The sequence below is a fragment of the Streptomyces sp. NPDC002870 genome (assembly GCF_042888505.1).
GTDB lineage: Bacteria > Actinomycetota > Actinomycetes > Streptomycetales > Streptomycetaceae > Streptomyces.
In genome coordinates this window covers 128,066-146,216 of record NZ_JBIAPW010000009.1, presented here as the reverse complement: position 1 = coordinate 146,216, position 18,151 = coordinate 128,066, and the positions used below count along the sequence as shown (strand labels likewise).

At 72.2% G+C, this 18,151-nt stretch carries 16 protein-coding genes and 1 pseudogene; 9 read left to right on the top strand and 8 right to left on the bottom strand.

What is annotated here, in order from left to right:
- Nucleotides 1–115 precede the first annotated feature (115 nt).
- Both ACFYWY_RS14115 and ACFYWY_RS14110 read left to right on the top strand, forming a co-directional pair.
- Nucleotides 116–898 carry an MBL fold metallo-hydrolase gene (locus tag ACFYWY_RS14115; protein WP_389184824.1) on the top strand — a complete coding sequence of 261 codons (783 nt, stop codon included), beginning with the start codon at nt 116–118 and terminating at the stop codon, nt 896–898.
- Nucleotides 895–1,551 (top strand): DedA family protein, encoded by a 657-nt coding sequence (locus ACFYWY_RS14110; RefSeq protein WP_389184821.1) that lies wholly within the window; start codon nt 895–897, stop codon nt 1,549–1,551. Before ACFYWY_RS14115 ends, ACFYWY_RS14110 begins: the two co-directional genes overlap by 4 nt.
- On the opposite strand, the gene ACFYWY_RS14105 is transcribed toward ACFYWY_RS14110, so the two are convergent.
- The 3 genes from ACFYWY_RS14105 to ACFYWY_RS14095 all read right to left on the bottom strand — a co-directional run bounded on the left by ACFYWY_RS14105 (nt 1,531) and on the right by ACFYWY_RS14095 (nt 4,460).
- The gene (locus ACFYWY_RS14105; RefSeq protein WP_389184818.1) at nt 1,531–2,565 is read right to left on the bottom strand and encodes an MBL fold metallo-hydrolase; all 1,035 of its coding nucleotides are present in this window, start codon (nt 2,563–2,565) and stop codon (nt 1,531–1,533) included. The genes ACFYWY_RS14110 and ACFYWY_RS14105 overlap by 21 nt on opposite strands.
- A 12-nt stretch (nt 2,566–2,577) precedes the next feature.
- On the bottom strand, nt 2,578–3,795 hold the full coding sequence (locus ACFYWY_RS14100; RefSeq protein WP_389184815.1) for an aminotransferase class I/II-fold pyridoxal phosphate-dependent enzyme: 1,218 nt from the start codon (nt 3,793–3,795) through the stop codon (nt 2,578–2,580).
- Between the two features lie 155 nt (nt 3,796–3,950).
- Nucleotides 3,951–4,460 carry a hypothetical protein gene (locus ACFYWY_RS14095; RefSeq protein WP_389184812.1) on the bottom strand — a complete coding sequence of 170 codons (510 nt, stop codon included), beginning with the start codon at nt 4,458–4,460 and terminating at the stop codon, nt 3,951–3,953.
- Between the two features lie 666 nt (nt 4,461–5,126).
- On the opposite strand from ACFYWY_RS14095, the gene ACFYWY_RS14090 reads away from it, so the two are divergent.
- The 5 genes and pseudogenes from ACFYWY_RS14090 to ACFYWY_RS14070 all read left to right on the top strand — a co-directional run bounded on the left by ACFYWY_RS14090 (nt 5,127) and on the right by ACFYWY_RS14070 (nt 9,355).
- Entirely contained in the window at nt 5,127–6,626 is a 1,500-nt protein-coding gene (locus ACFYWY_RS14090; protein WP_389184809.1) for a bifunctional phosphatase PAP2/diacylglycerol kinase family protein, read from the top strand.
- Between the two features lie 75 nt (nt 6,627–6,701).
- Nucleotides 6,702–7,130: pseudogene (locus tag ACFYWY_RS14085) on the top strand (GNAT family N-acetyltransferase); the annotation flags it as partial.
- 69 nt (nt 7,131–7,199) lie between these two features.
- Complete coding sequence (locus ACFYWY_RS14080; protein WP_389185105.1) at nt 7,200–7,754, top strand: GNAT family N-acetyltransferase; 555 nt, start codon at nt 7,200–7,202, stop codon at nt 7,752–7,754.
- 121 nt (nt 7,755–7,875) lie between these two features.
- The gene (locus ACFYWY_RS14075) at nt 7,876–8,685 is read left to right on the top strand and encodes a class I SAM-dependent methyltransferase (protein ID WP_389184806.1); all 810 of its coding nucleotides are present in this window, start codon (nt 7,876–7,878) and stop codon (nt 8,683–8,685) included.
- Nucleotides 8,686–9,001: 316 nt separating this feature from the next.
- On the top strand, nt 9,002–9,355 hold the full coding sequence (locus ACFYWY_RS14070) for a VOC family protein (protein ID WP_389184803.1): 354 nt from the start codon (nt 9,002–9,004) through the stop codon (nt 9,353–9,355).
- Nucleotides 9,356–9,436: 81 nt separating this feature from the next.
- Here ACFYWY_RS14070 and aspA read toward each other — a convergent pair whose 3' ends face one another.
- From aspA to ACFYWY_RS14045, 5 genes are all read right to left on the bottom strand, one after another.
- Nucleotides 9,437–10,885, bottom strand: coding sequence for an aspartate ammonia-lyase (gene aspA / locus ACFYWY_RS14065; protein ID WP_389184800.1), 1,449 nt, complete (start codon nt 10,883–10,885; stop codon nt 9,437–9,439).
- 67 nt (nt 10,886–10,952) lie between these two features.
- Complete coding sequence (locus ACFYWY_RS14060) at nt 10,953–11,999, bottom strand: asparaginase (RefSeq protein ID WP_389185102.1); 1,047 nt, start codon at nt 11,997–11,999, stop codon at nt 10,953–10,955.
- 41 nt (nt 12,000–12,040) lie between these two features.
- On the bottom strand, nt 12,041–12,778 hold the full coding sequence (locus ACFYWY_RS14055; protein WP_389184797.1) for a FadR/GntR family transcriptional regulator: 738 nt from the start codon (nt 12,776–12,778) through the stop codon (nt 12,041–12,043).
- A gap of 193 nt (nt 12,779–12,971) precedes the next feature.
- Entirely contained in the window at nt 12,972–14,978 is a 2,007-nt protein-coding gene (locus tag ACFYWY_RS14050; protein ID WP_389184794.1) for a DUF5107 domain-containing protein, read from the bottom strand.
- Nucleotides 14,979–15,203: 225 nt separating this feature from the next.
- Entirely contained in the window at nt 15,204–15,842 is a 639-nt protein-coding gene (locus tag ACFYWY_RS14045; RefSeq protein ID WP_389184791.1) for a GNAT family N-acetyltransferase, read from the bottom strand.
- A 287-nt stretch (nt 15,843–16,129) separates the two neighbouring features.
- Between ACFYWY_RS14045 and ACFYWY_RS14040 the strand changes: the two genes are divergently transcribed.
- Both ACFYWY_RS14040 and ACFYWY_RS14035 read left to right on the top strand, forming a co-directional pair.
- Nucleotides 16,130–16,876, top strand: coding sequence for a GntR family transcriptional regulator (locus ACFYWY_RS14040; RefSeq protein ID WP_389184788.1), 747 nt, complete (start codon nt 16,130–16,132; stop codon nt 16,874–16,876).
- Nucleotides 16,877–16,942: 66 nt separating this feature from the next.
- Complete coding sequence (locus ACFYWY_RS14035; protein WP_389184785.1) at nt 16,943–18,013, top strand: adenosine deaminase; 1,071 nt, start codon at nt 16,943–16,945, stop codon at nt 18,011–18,013.
- Nucleotides 18,014–18,151: the final 138 nt, after the last annotated feature.

Here is an 18,151-nt window from a genome sequence, read left to right as displayed (position 1 = left end):
ACATCCCCCCGTACGCTCGCCTTCCCCGCCGACCCTACTCCGCATCTACGCTCGTACGAGTACGGGGAACGGGACGGGCGAACGGGAACGGCGAGCGGGAACGAGGAGGCGCTGCGTGCCGGTGGAGGTCACCTGGTGGGGTCATGCCACCTGCACGGTCGAGGACTCCGGCGTCCGGGTGCTGACCGATCCGCTGTTCGTGCGCCGGCTCGCGCATCTGCGCAGGCGGCGCGGTGAGCTGCCGCCGCCGGACGCCGCGAGGGCCGAGGCCGTCCTCGTCTCCCATCTGCACTCCGACCATCTGCATCTGCCGTCGCTGGCCCGGCTCGCGCCCGGAACCCGTCTGGTGGTGCCGAGCGGTGCGGGGCGCTCGGTGCCGGGACTGCGGCGGCTCGTCAGCTCGGCCGGGCTGCGGGTCACCGAGGTGGCGCCGGGCGACGAGGTGCGGGTCGAGGACCTGGTGGTGCGGGCCGTCCCGGCGCTGCACGACGGGCGGAGGCTGCCGGTCGGGCCGCACCGTTCGCCCGCGCTCGGCTATGTGATCAGCGGTGAGGCGCGTACGTACTTCGCCGGGGACACCGGGCTGTTCGACTCGATGGCCGACGAGGTCGGTCCGGTGGATGTGGCGCTGCTGCCGGTCGGTGGCTGGGGGCCGTATCTCGGGCACGGGCATCTGGACGCGGACCGGGCGGCGCAGGCGCTGGTCTCGCTCGCGCCGCGCGCGGCTGTGCCGGTGCACTACGGCACGTACTGGCCGATCGGGATGGACGGGATCCGGCCGCACGAGTTCTACGCTCCGGGCGAGGAGTTCGTACGCAAGGCGGGGCGGCTGGCTCCGCAGGTGGCGGTGCACCGGCTGGTCCACGGCGAGCGGGTCAGACCGGAGGCCGCCCGGTGAGCTCGAAGCTGTCGGATGTCCTCGGGCAGCTGTCGGAAGTCGTGGGCAGGCTGCCGCCGGAGTCGACGCAGCAGGCCGTCGGTTATCCGTCGCTGTTTCTGCTGGTGGCGCTGGGATCGCTGGTGCCGGTGGTACCGACGGGGGCGGTGGTGAGTTCTGCGGCGGTGGTGGCCTTCCATCAGACGGCTCCGCTGACGATGCTGTTCGTCTTTCTGGTGGCGTCGTTCGCCGCGTTCCTGGGGGATGTGACGCTGTACTGGCTCGGGCAGCGCGGGACCCGCTCCAAGAACGGCTCCCGGTGGCTGGCCACGCTGCGCGACCGTGCCGCGCCCGACCGCCTTGAGCAGGCGCAGCGCAAGCTGGACGAGCACGGGGTGACGGTGCTGGTGGTCTCCCGGCTGGTGCCCGCCGGGCGGATCCCGGTGATGCTGGCCTGTCTGCTCGCCAGGATGCCGCTGCGCGGGTTCATTCGCGGGGATGTCCCGGCGTGCCTCGCGTGGGCGGCGACGTACCAGCTGATCGGGATTCTGGGCGGCTCGCTGTTCGACGAGCCGTGGAAGGGCGTGGTGGTGGCGGTGGCGCTGACGGTGGTCATCAGCGGGGCTCCGGCGCTGTGGCGCAGGGTGCGGCGGTCACCCGGCAAGCAGGCGTGAGCCGCCGACCGGCAGGTCCCACAGCTGCTCGCGCGGACGGCCGGTGCGCTCCCAGGCTGCCCGTATCCGGGTGAGGGGCTCAAGGACCGGCTCGGCGGAGAGCACGAACGTCGCCCAGTGCATCGGGGCCATGTTCCGCGCTCCGAGGTCGTCGAAGGCGAGCACCGCCTCCTCCGGATCGGTGTGCACATCGCTGAGCCACCAGCGCGGGTCGTACGCGCCGATCGGCAGCAGCGCCAGGTCGAGGCCGGGGTGGCGGCGGCCGATCTCCTTGAACCAGTGGCCGTATCCGGTGTCGCCCGCGAAGTAGACGGACTGGCCGAGCTGGTCGGTGAGCACCCAGCCGCCCCACAGCGAGCGGCAGGTGTCGATGAGGGTGCGTTTGGACCAGTGGTGGGCCGGTACGAAGTCGAAGCGGACGGCGGCCAGTTCCGCGCCCTCCCACCAGTCGAGTTCGGTCACCTTGGTGAAGCGGCGGCGCCGGAACCAGCGGCCGAGTCCGGCCGGGGCGAACACCGGCGTGTGGCGCGGAAGTCTTTTGAGGGTGGGGGCGTCCAGATGGTCGAAGTGGTTGTGGCTGATGACCACCGCGTCGATGGGCGGCAGGTCCTCCCAGCGCACCCCGACCGGTGTGATCCTGGCCGGGGTACCGAAGATCCGGCGTGACCAGACGGGGTCGGTGAGGACGGTCAGCCCGCCGATGTTCAGTACCCAACTGGCGTGTCCGGCCCAGGTGACGGCGACGGTCGTGGTGTCCACGGCGGGCAGCGGGCCCGGAGCGAAGGGCAGCATCGGGATGTCCCTCAGCCCGTCGGGCCCGGGGCGCACCGCGCCCTCTCTGGCGAGACGGGCCATGGCCCGTACGCCGGGGAGCGGTGCGGTCAGCCGGTCGGCGAAGGAGGTCGGCCAGCGGCGGATCTCGCCGAGGGGGCGGGTGCGGGAACGGGGCCGTACGCCGCCGGGTGTGCCTGCCGACCGTCCCGAGTGCTCTGCCTGCTCCGTCTGTTCGGTCATCCGGGGCTCCGTTCAACGCAGTTCGTCGAAGGCCGTTCCAAGAATGCTCAACGCTTCGGCCACATGCGGCAATTCCAGAGGTGCCGGTGAGGTGAGAGATTCCAGCCGCTGCTCGGGAGTCGCTCCCACCAGCGGTCCGGTGGCCAGTCGCACCCGTAGCGCGCCCAGTTCGTCGCCGAACCGGTGTCCGCCGGGTGCCGCCGCCCCGAGGCGGCGGGTCAGATACTCCTCCAGCTCCATGGAGTCGGTGACGCCCCGGTCGGCGAGACGGGCGCGCAGCGGGCCGAGGTCCGCGTACAGATGGCGGCCGGCCTGCGGGGGGCGGGCCAGCGCGCCGGAGACGAGCACCGCGTGGTGCGCCGCGGCCGCCAGGCGTGCGTGCAGCGCGGACGCCTGCTCCGCCCTTTCTGTGACCGGTCCTGGCTCGTCCAGTGCGAGTGCGGCGGCTGCGGCGATCGGTTCCGCCACCACCGCGCCCAGTGCCGTGAGGATGTCGAGGGTCCTGGCCCGCCGGACGGCGCCCTCCTCGGTGGGCGGGAACCGGGCGACGGCCACCGGCCAGGAGTCGGGCGTGAGCGCGCCCGCCAGATCGCTGATGACGGTGACGTCGCCGGGGCACATCTCGGCGGGGCTGACCAGCACCGTCTCGTGCGGCCGGTGGACGGTGTCCCGCCAGGTCTCGTCGCTGATGATGTGCAGCCCCTCGCCCACCGCGGCCTCGCACGCCTCGCGCACGATCTCGGGCGGGGCGACGGTCGCGGTGGGGTCGTCGGCGACGGAGAGCAGCAACAGCCGGGGCCTGCCGCCCTCGGCACGCACTCTGCGTACGGTCTCGAGCAGTGCGTACGGATCGGGCACGCCGCCGCACTCCGCCGGGGTCGGCACATGGTAGGCGGGCCGGCCGAGCAGCCGGGCCTGCGGAGTCCACCAGGCGGGGCACGGGCGGGGCATCAGCACATCCCCGCCGTACGCGCCGATCAGCGCCAACAGCAGGGGCTGCGCGCCGGACGCCGCCGCCACTTCCTCGGGGTGGGAGCGAAGCCCGCGCCGCCACCAGTAGCCGCAGGCCGCCTCGCGCAGCTCGGGGCTGCCGCCGGGCGGCTCGCCGGCGGCCCGGTCCGATGCGGCCGCGAGCACCGCGGCGAGCTCGGGCAGCACGGGCAGTCCGGACTCGGGGGCGTGCGGTCCGTATCGGACGGGACCGTGGTCCTCCGGAGCCGTCCGCTGCATGCCGTCACCTCCGCTGCTCGCATCCCGGAACCACTGCCCGGCCCACGAGCCCTTTATACGGACGATTGCGCGAACTCGCCGCGCGGGAGCGTCGGACGGGCGGGCGTCGGACCACCACCGCGTTCCGTTCGAGGGGCGGCCGCGACATCGGCGGGCTATGGGGCGCCGGCGCCTGGAGCTTCGGCTCTGAGGGTGCGGTAGGTCGCGAGCCCCCACTGCTGATCCACGATCAGTGCCAGTCCGTGGTCGGCGAAGACGGGCAGCAGCCTTTGGATCCGTGCCTTGAGCGCCCGAAGCGTCATGGGGAGGCCGGGCGTTCCCAGGAGCAGTCTCAGATGGTGGCAGCAGACGGGAGTCTGCGCTCTGGTGATCACGTCGAACAGAAGGCGCTGGCCGGCGGTGCCCCCTGCCGACGCACGCGGCACCGGCATCGGCGGGCACCGTCTCAGGTCGGCATGGATGCGCCAGGCCAGCTCAGCGGCCGGTTTCTGCCGGTCGAGCACATCGAACGCCCCGGCGGTGAATGCGGCGACGGCATCTCGCCCTTCGTGCCGCAGGACGGCGACGGGGGCGATCAAGGACGCGGCCCGGACGAGCCTTGCCAGCCCGTCGGCCTCCGTCGAGGGGACATCGAGCAGGATCATCGCCGGTCTTCGTTCCAGCATGGAGACGCAGGCTGCCTCGCTTCCCCAACGCACGGCGGCGCCGAGGGCGAGACCCGCATGCCCCAGTCTCTGGGCCAACGTCGAACTGGAGGTCTCATCAACCGATACGAGGGCCGGCAGGTGTGCGCGGACCGAGGGGTCCGGATGGATGCGCAGAATTGTCTGTGTTTGCAACGCCTATGCCTATGTCCTGGGCTTGTGCCTCTGCCCCTCACGGCCGTCCGGATCATTCAGGACGGGCTTCGGGGAGGTGGCGACGACTAGGCCGATGGAGTGCTCGACCGCCGAGCAGGTCGCGTTCGGTGCGGGGGCCGGGAGTCATCGGCGCGGATCCTCCCGCCTGTCTGGCTGTCTGACAGGTTCACGGGCGATCCTGCGGGGCATCGGGAGTCGCTGTCAAGGGATACGGCAGCGCAATCGAACGGGCGGGCGCGTCTTGTCGGTCTGCGGATCGTCAATGACCAGCACCCCACCGGGACGCGACCGTCGCGAGGATCGGACAGGAAGAACTGAAACCGCCGCACACCCGTTTGCTGTGCCCCGGCCACCGGCAGGGCGGCCGGCAGCTCCTGGTCAGGATCTCGGCCGGTCAGGATCTCGGCGTCCGCGGTGTCTGTCGGGCGCACATTCCGCGTGGCGGCCGGGTCCACGGGGTACCCGCGATGCATGTCTGACCTTTACGCACACACAAATCCGCGGGTCCGGGCGCGTGTCGCGACACTGCTCAGCGGCTGGGACCGGCAGCTCCTGCAGGCCATCGCCTCCCGGCACTGGCCCGCCGCCGAGCCGGTGCTGCCCCGGCTGAGCCACAGCGCCAACCACGGCCTGCTGTGGTTCGGCGCGGCCGCCGGCATAGTGGCGCTGGGACGCGGGACACGCTCGCGCCGCGCCGCCGCACGGGGTGTGGCGTCCCTCGCGCTCGCCTCCGCCACCATCAACACCATCGGCAAGCGTTCGGTGCGCAGGGCGCGCCCGGTGCTCGACGCGGTGCCGGTGATACGGCGACTGAAGCGGCAGCCGTTCACCACGTCGTTCCCCTCCGGCCACTCCGCGTCGGCGGCGGCGTTCGCGACCGGCGTCGCGCTGGAGTCGAAGGGATGGGGCGCGGTCGTCGCGCCCGTGGCCGCCGGTGTCGCCCTCTCGCGCGTCTACACGGGCGCGCACTACCCGAGCGATGTGCTGGTGGGCGCGGCGCTGGGCGTGGGTGCCGCCTTCGCGGTGCGGGGCGCTGTGCCGACCAGGTCGCAACTGCCTGCGCCGGCCCGGCCGTTGGCCGACGCGCCCGCACTGCCGGGCGGTGAAGGGCTGGTGGTCGTGGTCAACCGGCAGGCGGGCTCGGTGGATTCGGCCGCTCCGTTGCGCGAGACGCTGCCGCTCGCCGAGGTCGTCGAGTGCGCGCCCGACGAGCTGTCGGCGGAGCTGGAGAAGGCGGCGGGCCGCTGCCGGGCGCTGGGCATCCTGGGCGGAGACGGCACGATCAACAAGGCGGCGACCGTCGCGGCCGCGCACGGGATGCCGCTGGCCGTCTTCCCCGGCGGCACGTTCAACCACTTCGCGTACGACCTGGGCATCGAGTCCGCCCACGAGACCAGCCGGGCCGTCGAGGGCGGCGAGGCCGTCAGGGTCGACCTGGGGCGCTTCACACCGGGCCCGGACGGCGCGCAGACCGGTCACTTTCTGAACACTTTCAGCCTGGGCGTCTATCCGGAGCTGGTGCGCATCCGCGAGCGCTGGTCGCCGCGGATCGGCGGCTGGCCCGCCGGGGTGCTCGCGGCGGCGCGTGTGCTGCGCGGCGAGCACCCGCTGGAGGCCGAGGTCCAGGGCCGGCGACACCCGATGTGGCTGCTGTTCGCCGGGAACGGCATCTACCAGCGGGTGGGTCCGACGCCCGGCCACCGGCAGGATCTGGCGGACGGCCTGCTCGATGTCCGGGTGGTGCACGGCGGCCGCTGGCCGGGGCTGCGGCTGCTGGCCGCCGCGCTCGCCGGTCCGCTGAGCCGTTCGCCGGTGCACGCGGCGCAGAAGCTGCGCCAGTTGCGGATCGCCGGGCTCGCGCCGGGCACTTTGCTGGCCTACGACGGTGAAGTCACGCAGGCCCCACGGGAGTTGTTGGTGGACAAGGAGGTCGAGGCGCTGACGGTCTACCGCCCGCAAGCCCTGCTCTGAGCGCTGACACGTCGCTGCCGGCTTCCGCGGAAAACCCGATCGACGGGCTCAAACTGCTTCGCGCACCATGAGCGTATGCAGATACGCCGCGCACAGAGCCATGACGCAGCGGGCATCGCCGCGGTCCACGTACGGTCCTGGCGGGCGGCGTTCACCGGTCTCGTACCGCAGGAGCATCTCGATGCGCTCGCACCCGGTCGGGAGGCCCTGGTCTGGGCGGGCCGGCTCACCGGGCCCCGCAGGCCCGACGCGGGGGTGCTGGTCGCCGAGGCCGAGCAGGGGATCGTCGCCTTCGCCGGTTACGCACCGGCCCGCGCCGCGGGCACAGCGGAGATCGGCATGCTCTGCGTCCTGCCCGAGCTCTGGGGCACCGGGGTCGGGAGACGTCTGATGGCGGCCGTCGTGGAGGAACTCACCCAGGCGGGCCGCACGCGCGCGCAGTTGTGGGTGCTGGAGGCCAACGACCGCGCCCGGCGGTTCTACGAGGCCGCGGGCTGGCGTGCGGACGGCGCGGTCGAGGTGGACACGACCGCCGGCCGTCCGCTGGTCAAACTGCGTTACCAGCGGCCGCTGCTGCGGGCGGTCAGTGCCGAGCCCATCCGTAGCGAACGGCTCGTCCTGCTGCCGCTCGCCGTCGCGCACGCGGACGAGATGGCGAAGGTCCTCGCCGACCCGGCTCTGCACACCTTCATCGGGGGCGAGCCCGAGAGCGCCGATGCGCTGCGCTCGCGATACGCCAGGATGCTCGCGGGCGCGCCCGATCCCGCCGTGTCCTGGTGCAACTGGGTCATCAGGCTGGAGGCCGAGTCCTGTCTCACGGGCACGGTCCAGGCGACGGTCGGTCCGTCAGGGCGCGGTCGCAGCGCCGAGATCGCCTGGCTCGTCGGCACGCCCTGGCAGGGGCGGGGCATCGCCACCGAGGCGGCGCGGGCGCTCGTCGGCTGGCTCGCCGGGCGGTCGGTCCACACGGCGGTCGCCCATGTACACCCGGACCATCTCGCCTCGGCGGCCGTCGCCGCCGCGGCCGGGCTGACGCCGACCGACCGGGTACAGGACGGCGAAGTGAGATGGCAGGCGGCCCTCCCGGTGGGCACCCTGCCCTCGAACCGCACACTCCCCCCGCCTTGAGGAGGCGCAGCCGCTCGTCCAGGTCCCGTGATGCGCCCGTCCATATCTCAAGACGCAGGTCTCGCAATGCGGAACACCGGCGTACCGTTGCGGTACTCGCCTCAGCAGAAGGAGTCCGGCCATGCCGAAGGAGACCGCCGTCTATACCCATGGGCACCACGAGTCGGTGCTGCGTTCGCACCGCTGGCGGACGGCCGCCAACTCCGCGGCGTACCTCATCGGTGAACTCCGCCCAGGGCTGGACGTGTTGGACGTGGGCTGCGGTCCCGGCACCATCACCGCCGATCTTGCCGGGCTGGTCGCGCCGGGACAGGTGACGGCCGTCGACGCCGTCGATGACGTACTGCACCAGGCGCGGGAGACCGCTGCCGGACGCGGCCTGGACAATGTCCGCTTCGCGGTCGCCGACGTCCACGCACTGGACTTCCCCGACGACTCGTTCGATGTCGTCCACGCCCACCAGGTGCTGCAGCACGTCGGCGACCCGGTGCGGGCGCTGCGCGAGATGCGCCGGGTCTGCCGCCCCGGCGGCATCGTCGCGGCGCGCGACAGCGACTACGGCGCCTTCACCTGGTTCCCCGAGATCCCCGCCCTGGACGAGTGGCTGGAGCTCTACCACCGGGTCGCCCGGGCGAACGGCGGCGAGCCGGACGCAGGTCGCCGGCTGGTGTCCTGGGCACGCGCCGCGGGCTTCACCGACATCACCGCCACCGCCGCCGCCTGGTGTTTCGCCGCGCCGGACGAGCGGGCATGGTGGAGCGGCCTGTGGGCGGACCGTACAACCGCGTCGTCTTACGCGAAGCTCGCGGTCGACGGCGGCCACGCCCCCGCCGGGCAGCTGGCCGCGATCGCCGACGGCTGGCGGGAGTGGGGCGGCCGGGCCGACGCCTGGTTCATGGTCCCGCACGGCGAAGTGCTCTGCCGCGCCTGACCGCAGCGTCAACGACGTGCTGCGTGGGGCCCGCTACGTCATGGTCGGCCGACGACGGCCGGTCAACGGCCCGCGCCGTTTACGGACCGACAGAAAGGCCTGCTGCGTCTTCTCGCTGGAGTCGTCGTCGTCGGGCTCACGCACAGCTGGGCGCGCACGACCAGCCCGGCCCGGCTCGACGGCTCGGCGACACTGTCCGGCTGCCTCCGGAGGTCCGGTTCGGTCACGGTCGGGCACCCTACTGCGCGGGGGCCAGAGCCACCCACAATCGGGCAACTGATTTCGCCTCCCGCCGCCGCGAACTACGCTCGCCCGTATGGAGATCCTCGGAACCACGCTCCGCATCTGCGTCGACGACCTGGAGGCCGCGGCAGCCTTCTACGAACGCCTCACCGGCACCACACCGCTGCGCTTCGAGCGCGGCGGGGTCTCGGTCGCCGCGGTCGGCTGCTTCCTGCTGATGAGCGGCCCGGAGTCGGAGCTGGAGGTGCTGCGCAAGGTGACGGCGACGATCGCGGTGAAGGACGTGGAGGAGGCGTACGCCACGCTCACCGAGGTCGGCGCGAGAGTCGTGGCGGGCCCGGTGCCGACCCCGGTGGGCCGCAATCTGATCGCCGTCCACCCGGACGGGTCGGTCTTCGAGTACGTCGACCGGAAGACGGCCGAATGACCGCACTGCGCGCGCCCCTCAGCGCTGAGAGGCCGTCAGCCGTGAGGGTGTCGTGAGGGGTCGTCAGCCCTGAGACGACCGTCAGCTCCCAGAGGCCGTTGCCGCTGCCTCGTTGCCGGTTGCCGGGGACCACGTGCCCGCGACCTCCTCCGGGCGCAGCAGGGCAGCGAGCCGATCGGCCGGGAGCAGCCCGCGCTCCAGCACCAGTTCGGCGACGCCGCGCCCCGTGGCGAGGGCCTCCTTGGCGATTCCGGTCGCGGCGGTGTAGCCGATGTGCGGGTTGAGGGCGGTGACGAGCCCGATGGAGTTCTCCACGGTCGCGCGCAGGGTCTCGGTGTTGGCGGTGATGCCGGATACGCAGCGTTCGGCGAGGGTGAGGCAGGCGGCCCGCAGGTGGGTGATGCTCTCCGACAGTGAGTGCAGGATGATCGGTTCGAAGGCGTTGAGCTGCAGCTGCCCCGCCTCGGCGGCCATGGTGATGGTGACGTCGTTGCCGATCACCTCGAAGGCGACCTGGTTGACGACCTCGGGGATCACCGGGTTGACCTTGCCGGGCATGATGCTGGAACCCGCCTGGACCGGCGGCAGGTTGATCTCCCCGAAGCCCGCGCGCGGGCCGGAGGAGAGCAGGCGCAGGTCGTTGCAGCTCTTGGAGAGCTTGACGGCGATGCGCTTGAGCACACCGGACAGATGGACGAAGGCCCCGCAGTCCTGGGTGGCCTCGACGAGGTTGGCCGCGGTGACCAGGGGGAGGCCCGTGATGGCGGCGAGGTGGCGGCGGGCGCCTTCGGCGTAGCCCGACGGGGCGTTGAGGCCGGTGCCGATGGCGGTCGCGCCGAGGTTGATCTCGTGCACCAGGGTGATGGCCTCGGCGAGCCGGCTGCGGTCCTCCTCGAGCATCACCGCGTACGTGGAGAACTCCTGACCCAGGGTCATCGGCACCGCGTCCTGCAGCTGGGTGCGCCCCATCTTGAGTACGTCGCGGAACTCCTCGGCCTTGGCCGCGAAGGCCCCACGCAGGACGTTCATCGCGTCGAGCAGTTCACGTACCGCGATGATCGTGGCGACCTTGACGGCGGTCGGGTAGACGTCATTGGTGGACTGACTGAGGTTGACGTCCTCGTTCGGATGCAGGTGACCGTACTGGCCCTTGCCATGGCCGAGGATCTCCAACGCCCGGTTGGCGATCACCTCGTTGGCGTTCATGTTGGTCGAGGTGCCGGCGCCGCCCTGGATGACGTCGACGACGAACTGGTCGTGCAGGCGGCCGTCGTCGCGGATCTCGCGGCAGGCGGCGGCGATGGCATCGGCCTTCCCCGGTGTCAGCAGCCCGAGTTCTTCGTTGGCGCGGGCCGCGGCTTCCTTGACGGAGGCGAGCGCGTTGATCAGATGCGGGTACGCGGCTATCGCCGTACCGCTGATGGGGAAGTTCTCCGAGGCACGCAGGGTGTGGACGCCCCAGTACACATCAGCGGGTACGTAGCGGTCGCCGAGCAGGTCGTGTTCGCGGCGGTGGCCGACGGGATCCATGGTGCACGTCTTCCTTCGTGAGGTGATGAGGGTGGTTTCCCGCTGACGCAGGGCGGCGCGAGGGGTGTCACGCGGCGGAGGAGGGCACTGGCGCGGACCGGGCGGAAAGGGTGGCGAGCGCGCCCACCGCCCGCAGGCTCCCGACCGCCGTCCCGCCCCCGATGACCGGCGCATGGGCGAATTCGGCAAGAATCCCGGGGTCGACTCCGCAGTGGGCGAGGGCCGCCGCCGTCACCGGCATCCGGGCGCGGTCGGCGCCGTCGGCTATCTTCACGCCGACGGCCCGCCCGTCCGGCAGCGCCACGACCTGCACACCCTCGAACCCGTCCTTGGCAAGCAGGCCCGGCACCGCGCGCATCAGCCTGGCGACGTCCCGCCCGCTGCCGGAGGCCATCTCCGGGTGCTCGCGCATGGCGTGCGCGACCCGGCCCTCGTATGTGTCGGGCGCAGCGGTCGCCAGCCGGGCGACAGCGCGGGTGAGGCCGTGCAGGGATACGGAGAACAGCGGCGCACCGCATCCGTCGACCGTCACCCGTGCGATGCCCTGCCCCGTGAGGTCCTCCACGGTCGCGGCGATGGCCCACTGCAACGGGTGTCCGGGGTCGAGGTAATCGTCCAGCGACCAGCCCCGGGCCCGGGCCGTCATGAGCATGGCGGCGTGCTTGCCCGAGCAGTTCTGAGCGAGCCGGGTGGGTCCGAGGCCACGGCGGATCCAGTCCTCGCGCATCGCCGTGCCGTACGGCAGATCGGGGACATTGCGCAGGTCGTCCTCGGTCAGTCCGGCGGTGCGCAGGATGCGCCGGGCCGTGGCCAGATGCCGTTCCTCACCGGAGTGGCTGGCCGCGGTGAGGGCCAGCGCCTCGCCGTCCAGCGGCGGCAGTCCCGCGCGCAGCAGGCCGACCGCCTGGACCGGCTTGAGCGCCGAGCGCGGGTAGAACGAGGCCTCGATGTCGCCCGCCCTGAATTCCACGCTGCCGTCCGCGGCCAGCACGACGACCGAGCCGTGGTGAACTCCCTCGATGACGCCTCCGCGCACTACATGGGCGAGAGGGACATGGGCCGGTTCGCGGACGACGGGCGGCTCTGCCGGGGTACGGCGTGCCTCGGCGCGGATCCGGTCATCGCCATGAACCGTCTTGTGGAGGGATTCCTCGCTCACGCGTTTTCTTCGCCTTCCGCGGATGGGTCGTTACGGTGTGGCGGCCGCACGATGCTGGTCAGGGTCGACTCGACGCGGGCCAGATGGTGCGTCATGGCCTCCACGGCCTCTTGCTCGGAGCGGTCCACAAGCGCCTCGACGATCGCCCGGTGCTCCCGATTCGACTGCTCGCGCCGCCCGCCGAGCTCGTTGAGGAACGCGGACTGGCGGGCCAGCGCGTCGCGGATGTCCTCGATGACTCTGCGGAAGACCGGGTTCTGGGCGGCCTGGGCGACGGCGAGGTGGAAGAGGGTGTCCATCGCCACCCACGCGGTGGTGTCGGTTTCCTGCTCCATCCGTTCCAGCAGGTGAGAGAGGTGGTCGAGGTCTTCGGGGGTACGGCGTGCGGCCGCGTACCCGGCCACCGGGATCTCCACGTGCCGGCGGACCTCCAGGAGGTCGCTCGCCGAGTAGTCTCCGAACATCGGGTCCTCCACCGCGCCGTTGGAGAGGACGAAGGTGCCCTTGCCGGTACGCGAGACGGTGAGTCCCATGGTCTGCAGAGCGCGCAGAGCCTCACGGAGCACGGGTCTGCTCACCTCGAGGCGGCGGCAGAGCTCCGCCTCGGAGGGCAGCTTCTCCCCCACCGCGTAGTCGCCCCGCTCGATGGCGCCGCGAAGATGGCTCAGCACCGCTTCCAGCGCGCTGATCCGCCTGGGAACATCGCCAGCTGTCTGGCTGTCTGACAGGTTCACTCCGGGATCGTCGTCCGTACAGGGGAAGGCTGTCAAGGGCTGCGGACGAAGTCACGTCAGCCTGGTCGCGTCCCACCACCTATTCGTGACCCAGCGATGGAGGCCGGTAACGGGGGTCGGCGAAGGAGGGGTCGATGGGGGGACGGCGATGGAAGGGCGGGGCGAGGCGCCGCCCCAGCCCCTCCCCCTCGGCCTACGGCGTCGGAGGCCGCATCCGGTAGTCGTACGCATCGGGCAGCGGCTCGTCGGTGAGCTGTGACCACACCTCGTCGAGGACTTCCGTGCCCTCGCGCAGGTCCGCCACCTCGAAGCCGGCGTCGAAGACGGCGCGGGCCTGCTCCAGGTGGCCCTCGGCGATGAGCAGTCGGGCGTCGATCAGGCGGAAGCGGCCGCGCTGCCGGACCGCGGGGCCCAGCCGGTCCCAGACGGCACGGGCGTCCGCGGTGCGGTGCACGGCGAGCAGGGCGTCGATCGCCTCGCGGCCGAGGGCAACCGTGGCCGACGTCCAGGTCTCGCCGTCGTCGCGGCGCTCCTGGCACAGGTCGTCGAAGGCCTCGGCGTAGCGGTCGGCGGCGCGCTGGGCGTTACCGCCCTCCTGGTCGGCGACGGCGAGGCAGCGTAGCAACGGCCACCGGGAGGGGGCGAGTCCGAGGCCGCGCTCCCAGCTGCGTACCGCCTGGGCGAGGTCGCCCGCGTGCCACTGGGCGACGCCGAGGTGGTACTCGGTGAGCGGTTCCGCGGGAGCGGTCTCCAGCATGTCGCGCCAGTGCGGCGCGACCAGCGACGGCCCGGGCGGGGTGACCTTGCGAGGTACGGGGAAGACCCCGGTGTTCAGCAACTCCCGCCAGGGCGCCTGCTCTTCACCGAGCGTCGACTCGTCGAAGGGCGTGCCGGGCAGCTTGTGCCGGCCGCGCAGCACCTCCAGCGCGCCCCACCCGGATCCCGTGGCGAGCGGTTCGCCCGGTTCGGCGTCGGCGCAGGTCCGCCATGCCTCGTACGCGGCGTCCACCGCCGCCCGCGGCAGGGCGTCCGCCAGCCGCGCCTCGGCCTCGGCGCGCGCCGCGCCCCAGTCGTCGCCGTGCACCGCCGTGGGGTCGGCGGCGAGTGGTCCGTACGACTCCAGCCAGCTGAACTCCCCGCCCCCGTCCAGCCGTACGTGCTCCAGCTGCGTGCGCGCGAGTCCCGCCTGGATCTCGGCGTAGCCACCCGTGCCCGGCTGGGTCAGCCACTCCTGCCAGCGCCGCCCGCCGCGCCCCGAGCCCCAGAGGAAGAGCTTGCGGCCGCGCAGTACATCGGTCGAGGTCTGTACGAGGCCCTGCCCGTCCGCGTCCAGCGAGGCGATCCACTTACGTGCCTCGGCCGGCACCTCGTAGAAGTAGTCGGCGGGATACTCGCTGCGCAGCGGGTACGTACGGTCCGCGCCGCGGAACTCCGGCACGGGCACCCGGCGCAGGCTCCGCTCGTAGCCGATGGGGGCACCTCCCACGCCGTGCAGGCTGTGGGGGAGCCAGGCCTCCTCGGCCGGTGCGAGCACGCGGGTCGTCTCATGCTCTTCGACGGCGATGTTGGACCACCAGTAGACCGGCGCCGGCCGCTCGTGCGGATTGCGTATCCGTACGCCGACATGGAGGAAGTCGGAGTCGGCGGGCAGCCACAGGTCCACCTGTAAGGGCAGATCGCGCAGCCGCTCCCACTCCCAGAGCCTGACCATCCGGCCGCCGTCGGGCGCGGGCACGAGGGCGGCGTGCAGCGGGGCGCAGGACAGGGTGGTGTGACCGGTCGCGCCGATGTTCCACTCGATGCCGCCGGAGTACCAGGCCCCGTTGAGCGCGAAGTCGGCGGGCTGGAACACCGGGTTGCGGTAGAGGAGTTCACGCCCGGTGGGCTTGTGGTGCAGCGAGTGGACGCGGCCGCCGAGCCCCGGCAGCACGGTTACCCGCAGCCGTTCGTTCTCGATGACGATCGCGTCGAGACCGGTCTCGGTGCGCTCGCGGCCGTATCCGTCGCGAACCTGCACCGGCAGCAGGGTGCGCAGCGGTTCGTATCCGATCTGCCGCGCCATCTCGCGTGGCAGCTCCTGCTTGGCGCGCTCGTCGATCGAGTGCATCTCGTCCAGCGGCCGCAGGGCGGGCAGCGGGTTCGGCGGCCCCACCAGGGCTGCGGGCAGGGTCAGTACGGTACGCCGCACGGTTGTGGCCAAGGCAACCTCGCTCCTCGCGCGGGCCGTCGGCAGCTCCTTTGGCCGGCGCCCCCGGTGGCCATGGAACACGGTGGACCCCGGCGTCGCCAGGGGCTCCGGGGGTCAGTGTTCGGCAAAGGCGGCCACGGTCGCCGAGAACCGGACCGGACGGGTCAGGGGTGAGGGCCGGACCGGACGGGTCAGGGGTCGAGGGCCGGACCGGTCAGCGGTCGAGGACCGGACCGGTCAGCGGTCGAGCATCTCCGACGTGATCGCCCAGCGTTCATGGTCGCGCCAGGCCCCGTCGATGAAGAGGAAGTCGGGCGAGAAGCCCTCGAGCCGGAAGCCCGCGCGGCTTACGAGTGCGATCGACGCGGCGTTCCCCGGCTGGATGTTGGCCTCCAGCCGGTGCAGGCGCATCGGGCCGAAGGCGTACCGCACTACCAGGCCGAGTCCCTCGCCCATCAGGCCATGGCCGACGGCGGGCGCGAAGGCGCCGTAGCCGAGGGCCCCGCTGCGGAAGCCGCCCTCGACGATGTTGTTGATGTTGATGAAGCCCGCGATACGGCCCGACTCCCGTCGGCAGACGAGGAATCCGGCCCTGGCCGGGTCCTCGATGAGCCGCCGGGCGTAGGCGGCGTACGCCCGTCGGCAGACGAGGAATCCGGCCCTGGCCGGGTCCTCGATGAGCCGCCGGGCGTAGGCGGCGTACGCCTCCGCGGTGAGGGGCGGGAAGAGCCAGGGTCGGTGGTGACCGGTGCTCCGGCCGGCCAGCGTCGTGAATTCCTCACCGTCCTCGTACACGTAGTGGCGTATGCCGACCCGCGCGCTTGCGGCGAGGTACGGGGAGGCGGTGGCGGTCTCGGGCACGGCGCCGGGCTGCATGGGACCAGGATGGACGAATCCTGGCCCCATGAGGGCGGTCGAGCGGGGCGTACGGGTGATGTGTGTGGTGCGTCAGCCGGTCGCGAGTAGCGCGAGGGCGGCGCACTTGATCCACCTTGTCAGACAAGCTGGCCCACACCCAGCATGCTCTACGCGCGTAGAGCATTACGCCCTCCCCGCTGCGAATTGCGGATGAACAACAAATCGCAGCTCATCCCGGATCCGGCGAACATTGCCCCGACGCGCCGGCTCGCATAGCTTGCTGACAAGTGAGCCGAGGAGGGCCAGTGGCAGTCAGCAGGCAGCAGCGGAGGCCGGTCGTCGTCCTGTACGAGCGGATCGCGGACGCCATCCACGAGGGCACCTATCCGCCCGGCTCCACGCTGCCGTCGGAGCCCCGGCTCGCAACCGAGCTGGGAGTCAGCCGGCCCGCCCTGCGTGAGGCGCTGCTGCTGCTCCAGGAGGACGGGCTGCTCTCGGTACGCCGGGGGGTCGGCCGGACCGTCAACGACCGTCCGCCGCGGCGTGGTTACGAGCACATCCAGCCGCTGGAGGAACTGCTGTCCACCGGCTCGCCGCTGCGGGTACGGCCGCTGCTGCGCGCCGTGGAGGAGCCCACCGACTTCACCACCCAGCATCTGCTCGCGCCGGCCAGGGCCGAGCTGCGGTTCTGGGAGTCGCTGCTGGCCGGGGACGGCACGGCGGCGGCGCTCAGCCAGGAGTGGGCGGCCGCCGAGGAGGTCCTGGACGGGGTGCATCCGGCCTTCGCCGAAGCACTGCGGACCACGCCCGCGCCTGCCACCTCGATGCTCGCGGTGCTGGCCGCGGCCTCCCGCGGGGTGTCGCTGACCGGGCACAGCGGGGTGACCGCGACCCTGCTCGGACAGCGTCGCGGCGAGCAGCTGGGCCGGGCGGCCGACACCCCCGCGGTGCTGGTCACGCAGGTGGTACGGGTCGGGGACACCCCGATCCTGGCGGCGAAGCACATGCTGCCGACGGGCGCGCCCGCCATGCCCGTACTCCAGTCGAACTGAGCGCTGCGCGGAGCGGGAGACGGCCGTCACGGCGCATCCCCGAGACGTGCCGTACACTCCCGGTGCATGCACTTGTCTGACATCATCCGCGCACCCAAGGCGGTCCTCCACGACCACCTCGACGGCGGCCTGCGCCCCGCCACGATCATCGAACTGGCCCGGAAGTGCGGCTACCACGAGCTGCCCACCGAGGACCCGGCCGCGCTCGCCACCTGGTTCCGCGACGCCGCGGACTCCGGCTCGCTGGAGCGCTACCTGGAGACCTTCGCCCACACGTGCGCGGTGATGCAGACCCGTGAGGCGCTGGAGCGCATCGCGGCGGAGTGCGCCGAGGACCTGGCGGCGGACGGGGTCGTCTACGCGGAGGTGCGGTACGCCCCCGAACAGCATCTGGAGCGCGGCCTGACCCTCGACGAGGTCGTCGACGCGGTCAACGCGGGCTTCCGCGAGGGCGAGCGCCGCGCCGCCGGCCGGATCACGGTCCGCGCCCTGCTCACCGGCATGCGCCACACTGAACGCTCCCTGGAAATAGCCGAGTTGACCGTGGCCCACCGCGAGCGCGGGGTCGCCGGCTTCGACATCGCGGGCGGCGAGATCGGCAACCCGCCGGCCCGCCACCTGCCGGCCTTCCAGCATCTGAAGCGGCACAACTGCCACTTCACGATCCACGCGGGCGAGGCCGTCGGCGCCGAGTCGATCCACGAGGCGGTGCAGATCTGCGGCGCGGAGCGGATCGGGCACGGTGTCCGCATCACGGACGACATCACGGTGCACGACGACGGCACGGCGGCCCTTGGTCATCTGGCCGCGTACATACGCGACAACGGGATCGCCCTGGAGGTCTGCCCGACGTCCAACCTCCAGACGGGCGCGGCGAAGGACTACGCCACGCACCCCATCGACCTGCTGCGCCGCCTCGGTTTCCGCATCACGCTCAACACGGACAACCGCCTGGTCTCCGGCACGACCATGAGCGCGGAGTTCCAGCACATGGCGGACGCGTTCGGCTACGGGCCCGAGGTCTTCGAGGAGTTCACGGTCGCCGCGGTCGAGTCGGCGTTCCTGCCGCTTCCGGAGCGCCGCCGGCTGATCGACGAAGTGATCCGGCCGGGGTACGCGGCGCTGTCGGCCGGCTAGGCCGCGTCCGACGAGCGTGGCGCCTGCGGCGGGCTTGCCCCCAGCCCGCCCCTGCCCTTAACCGGGGCTCAGCCCCGGACCTCCCCCATAGCCCTTCGGGCAGGGAGGTGCCCCCACCCCCTACGCCCTGCGGGCGTG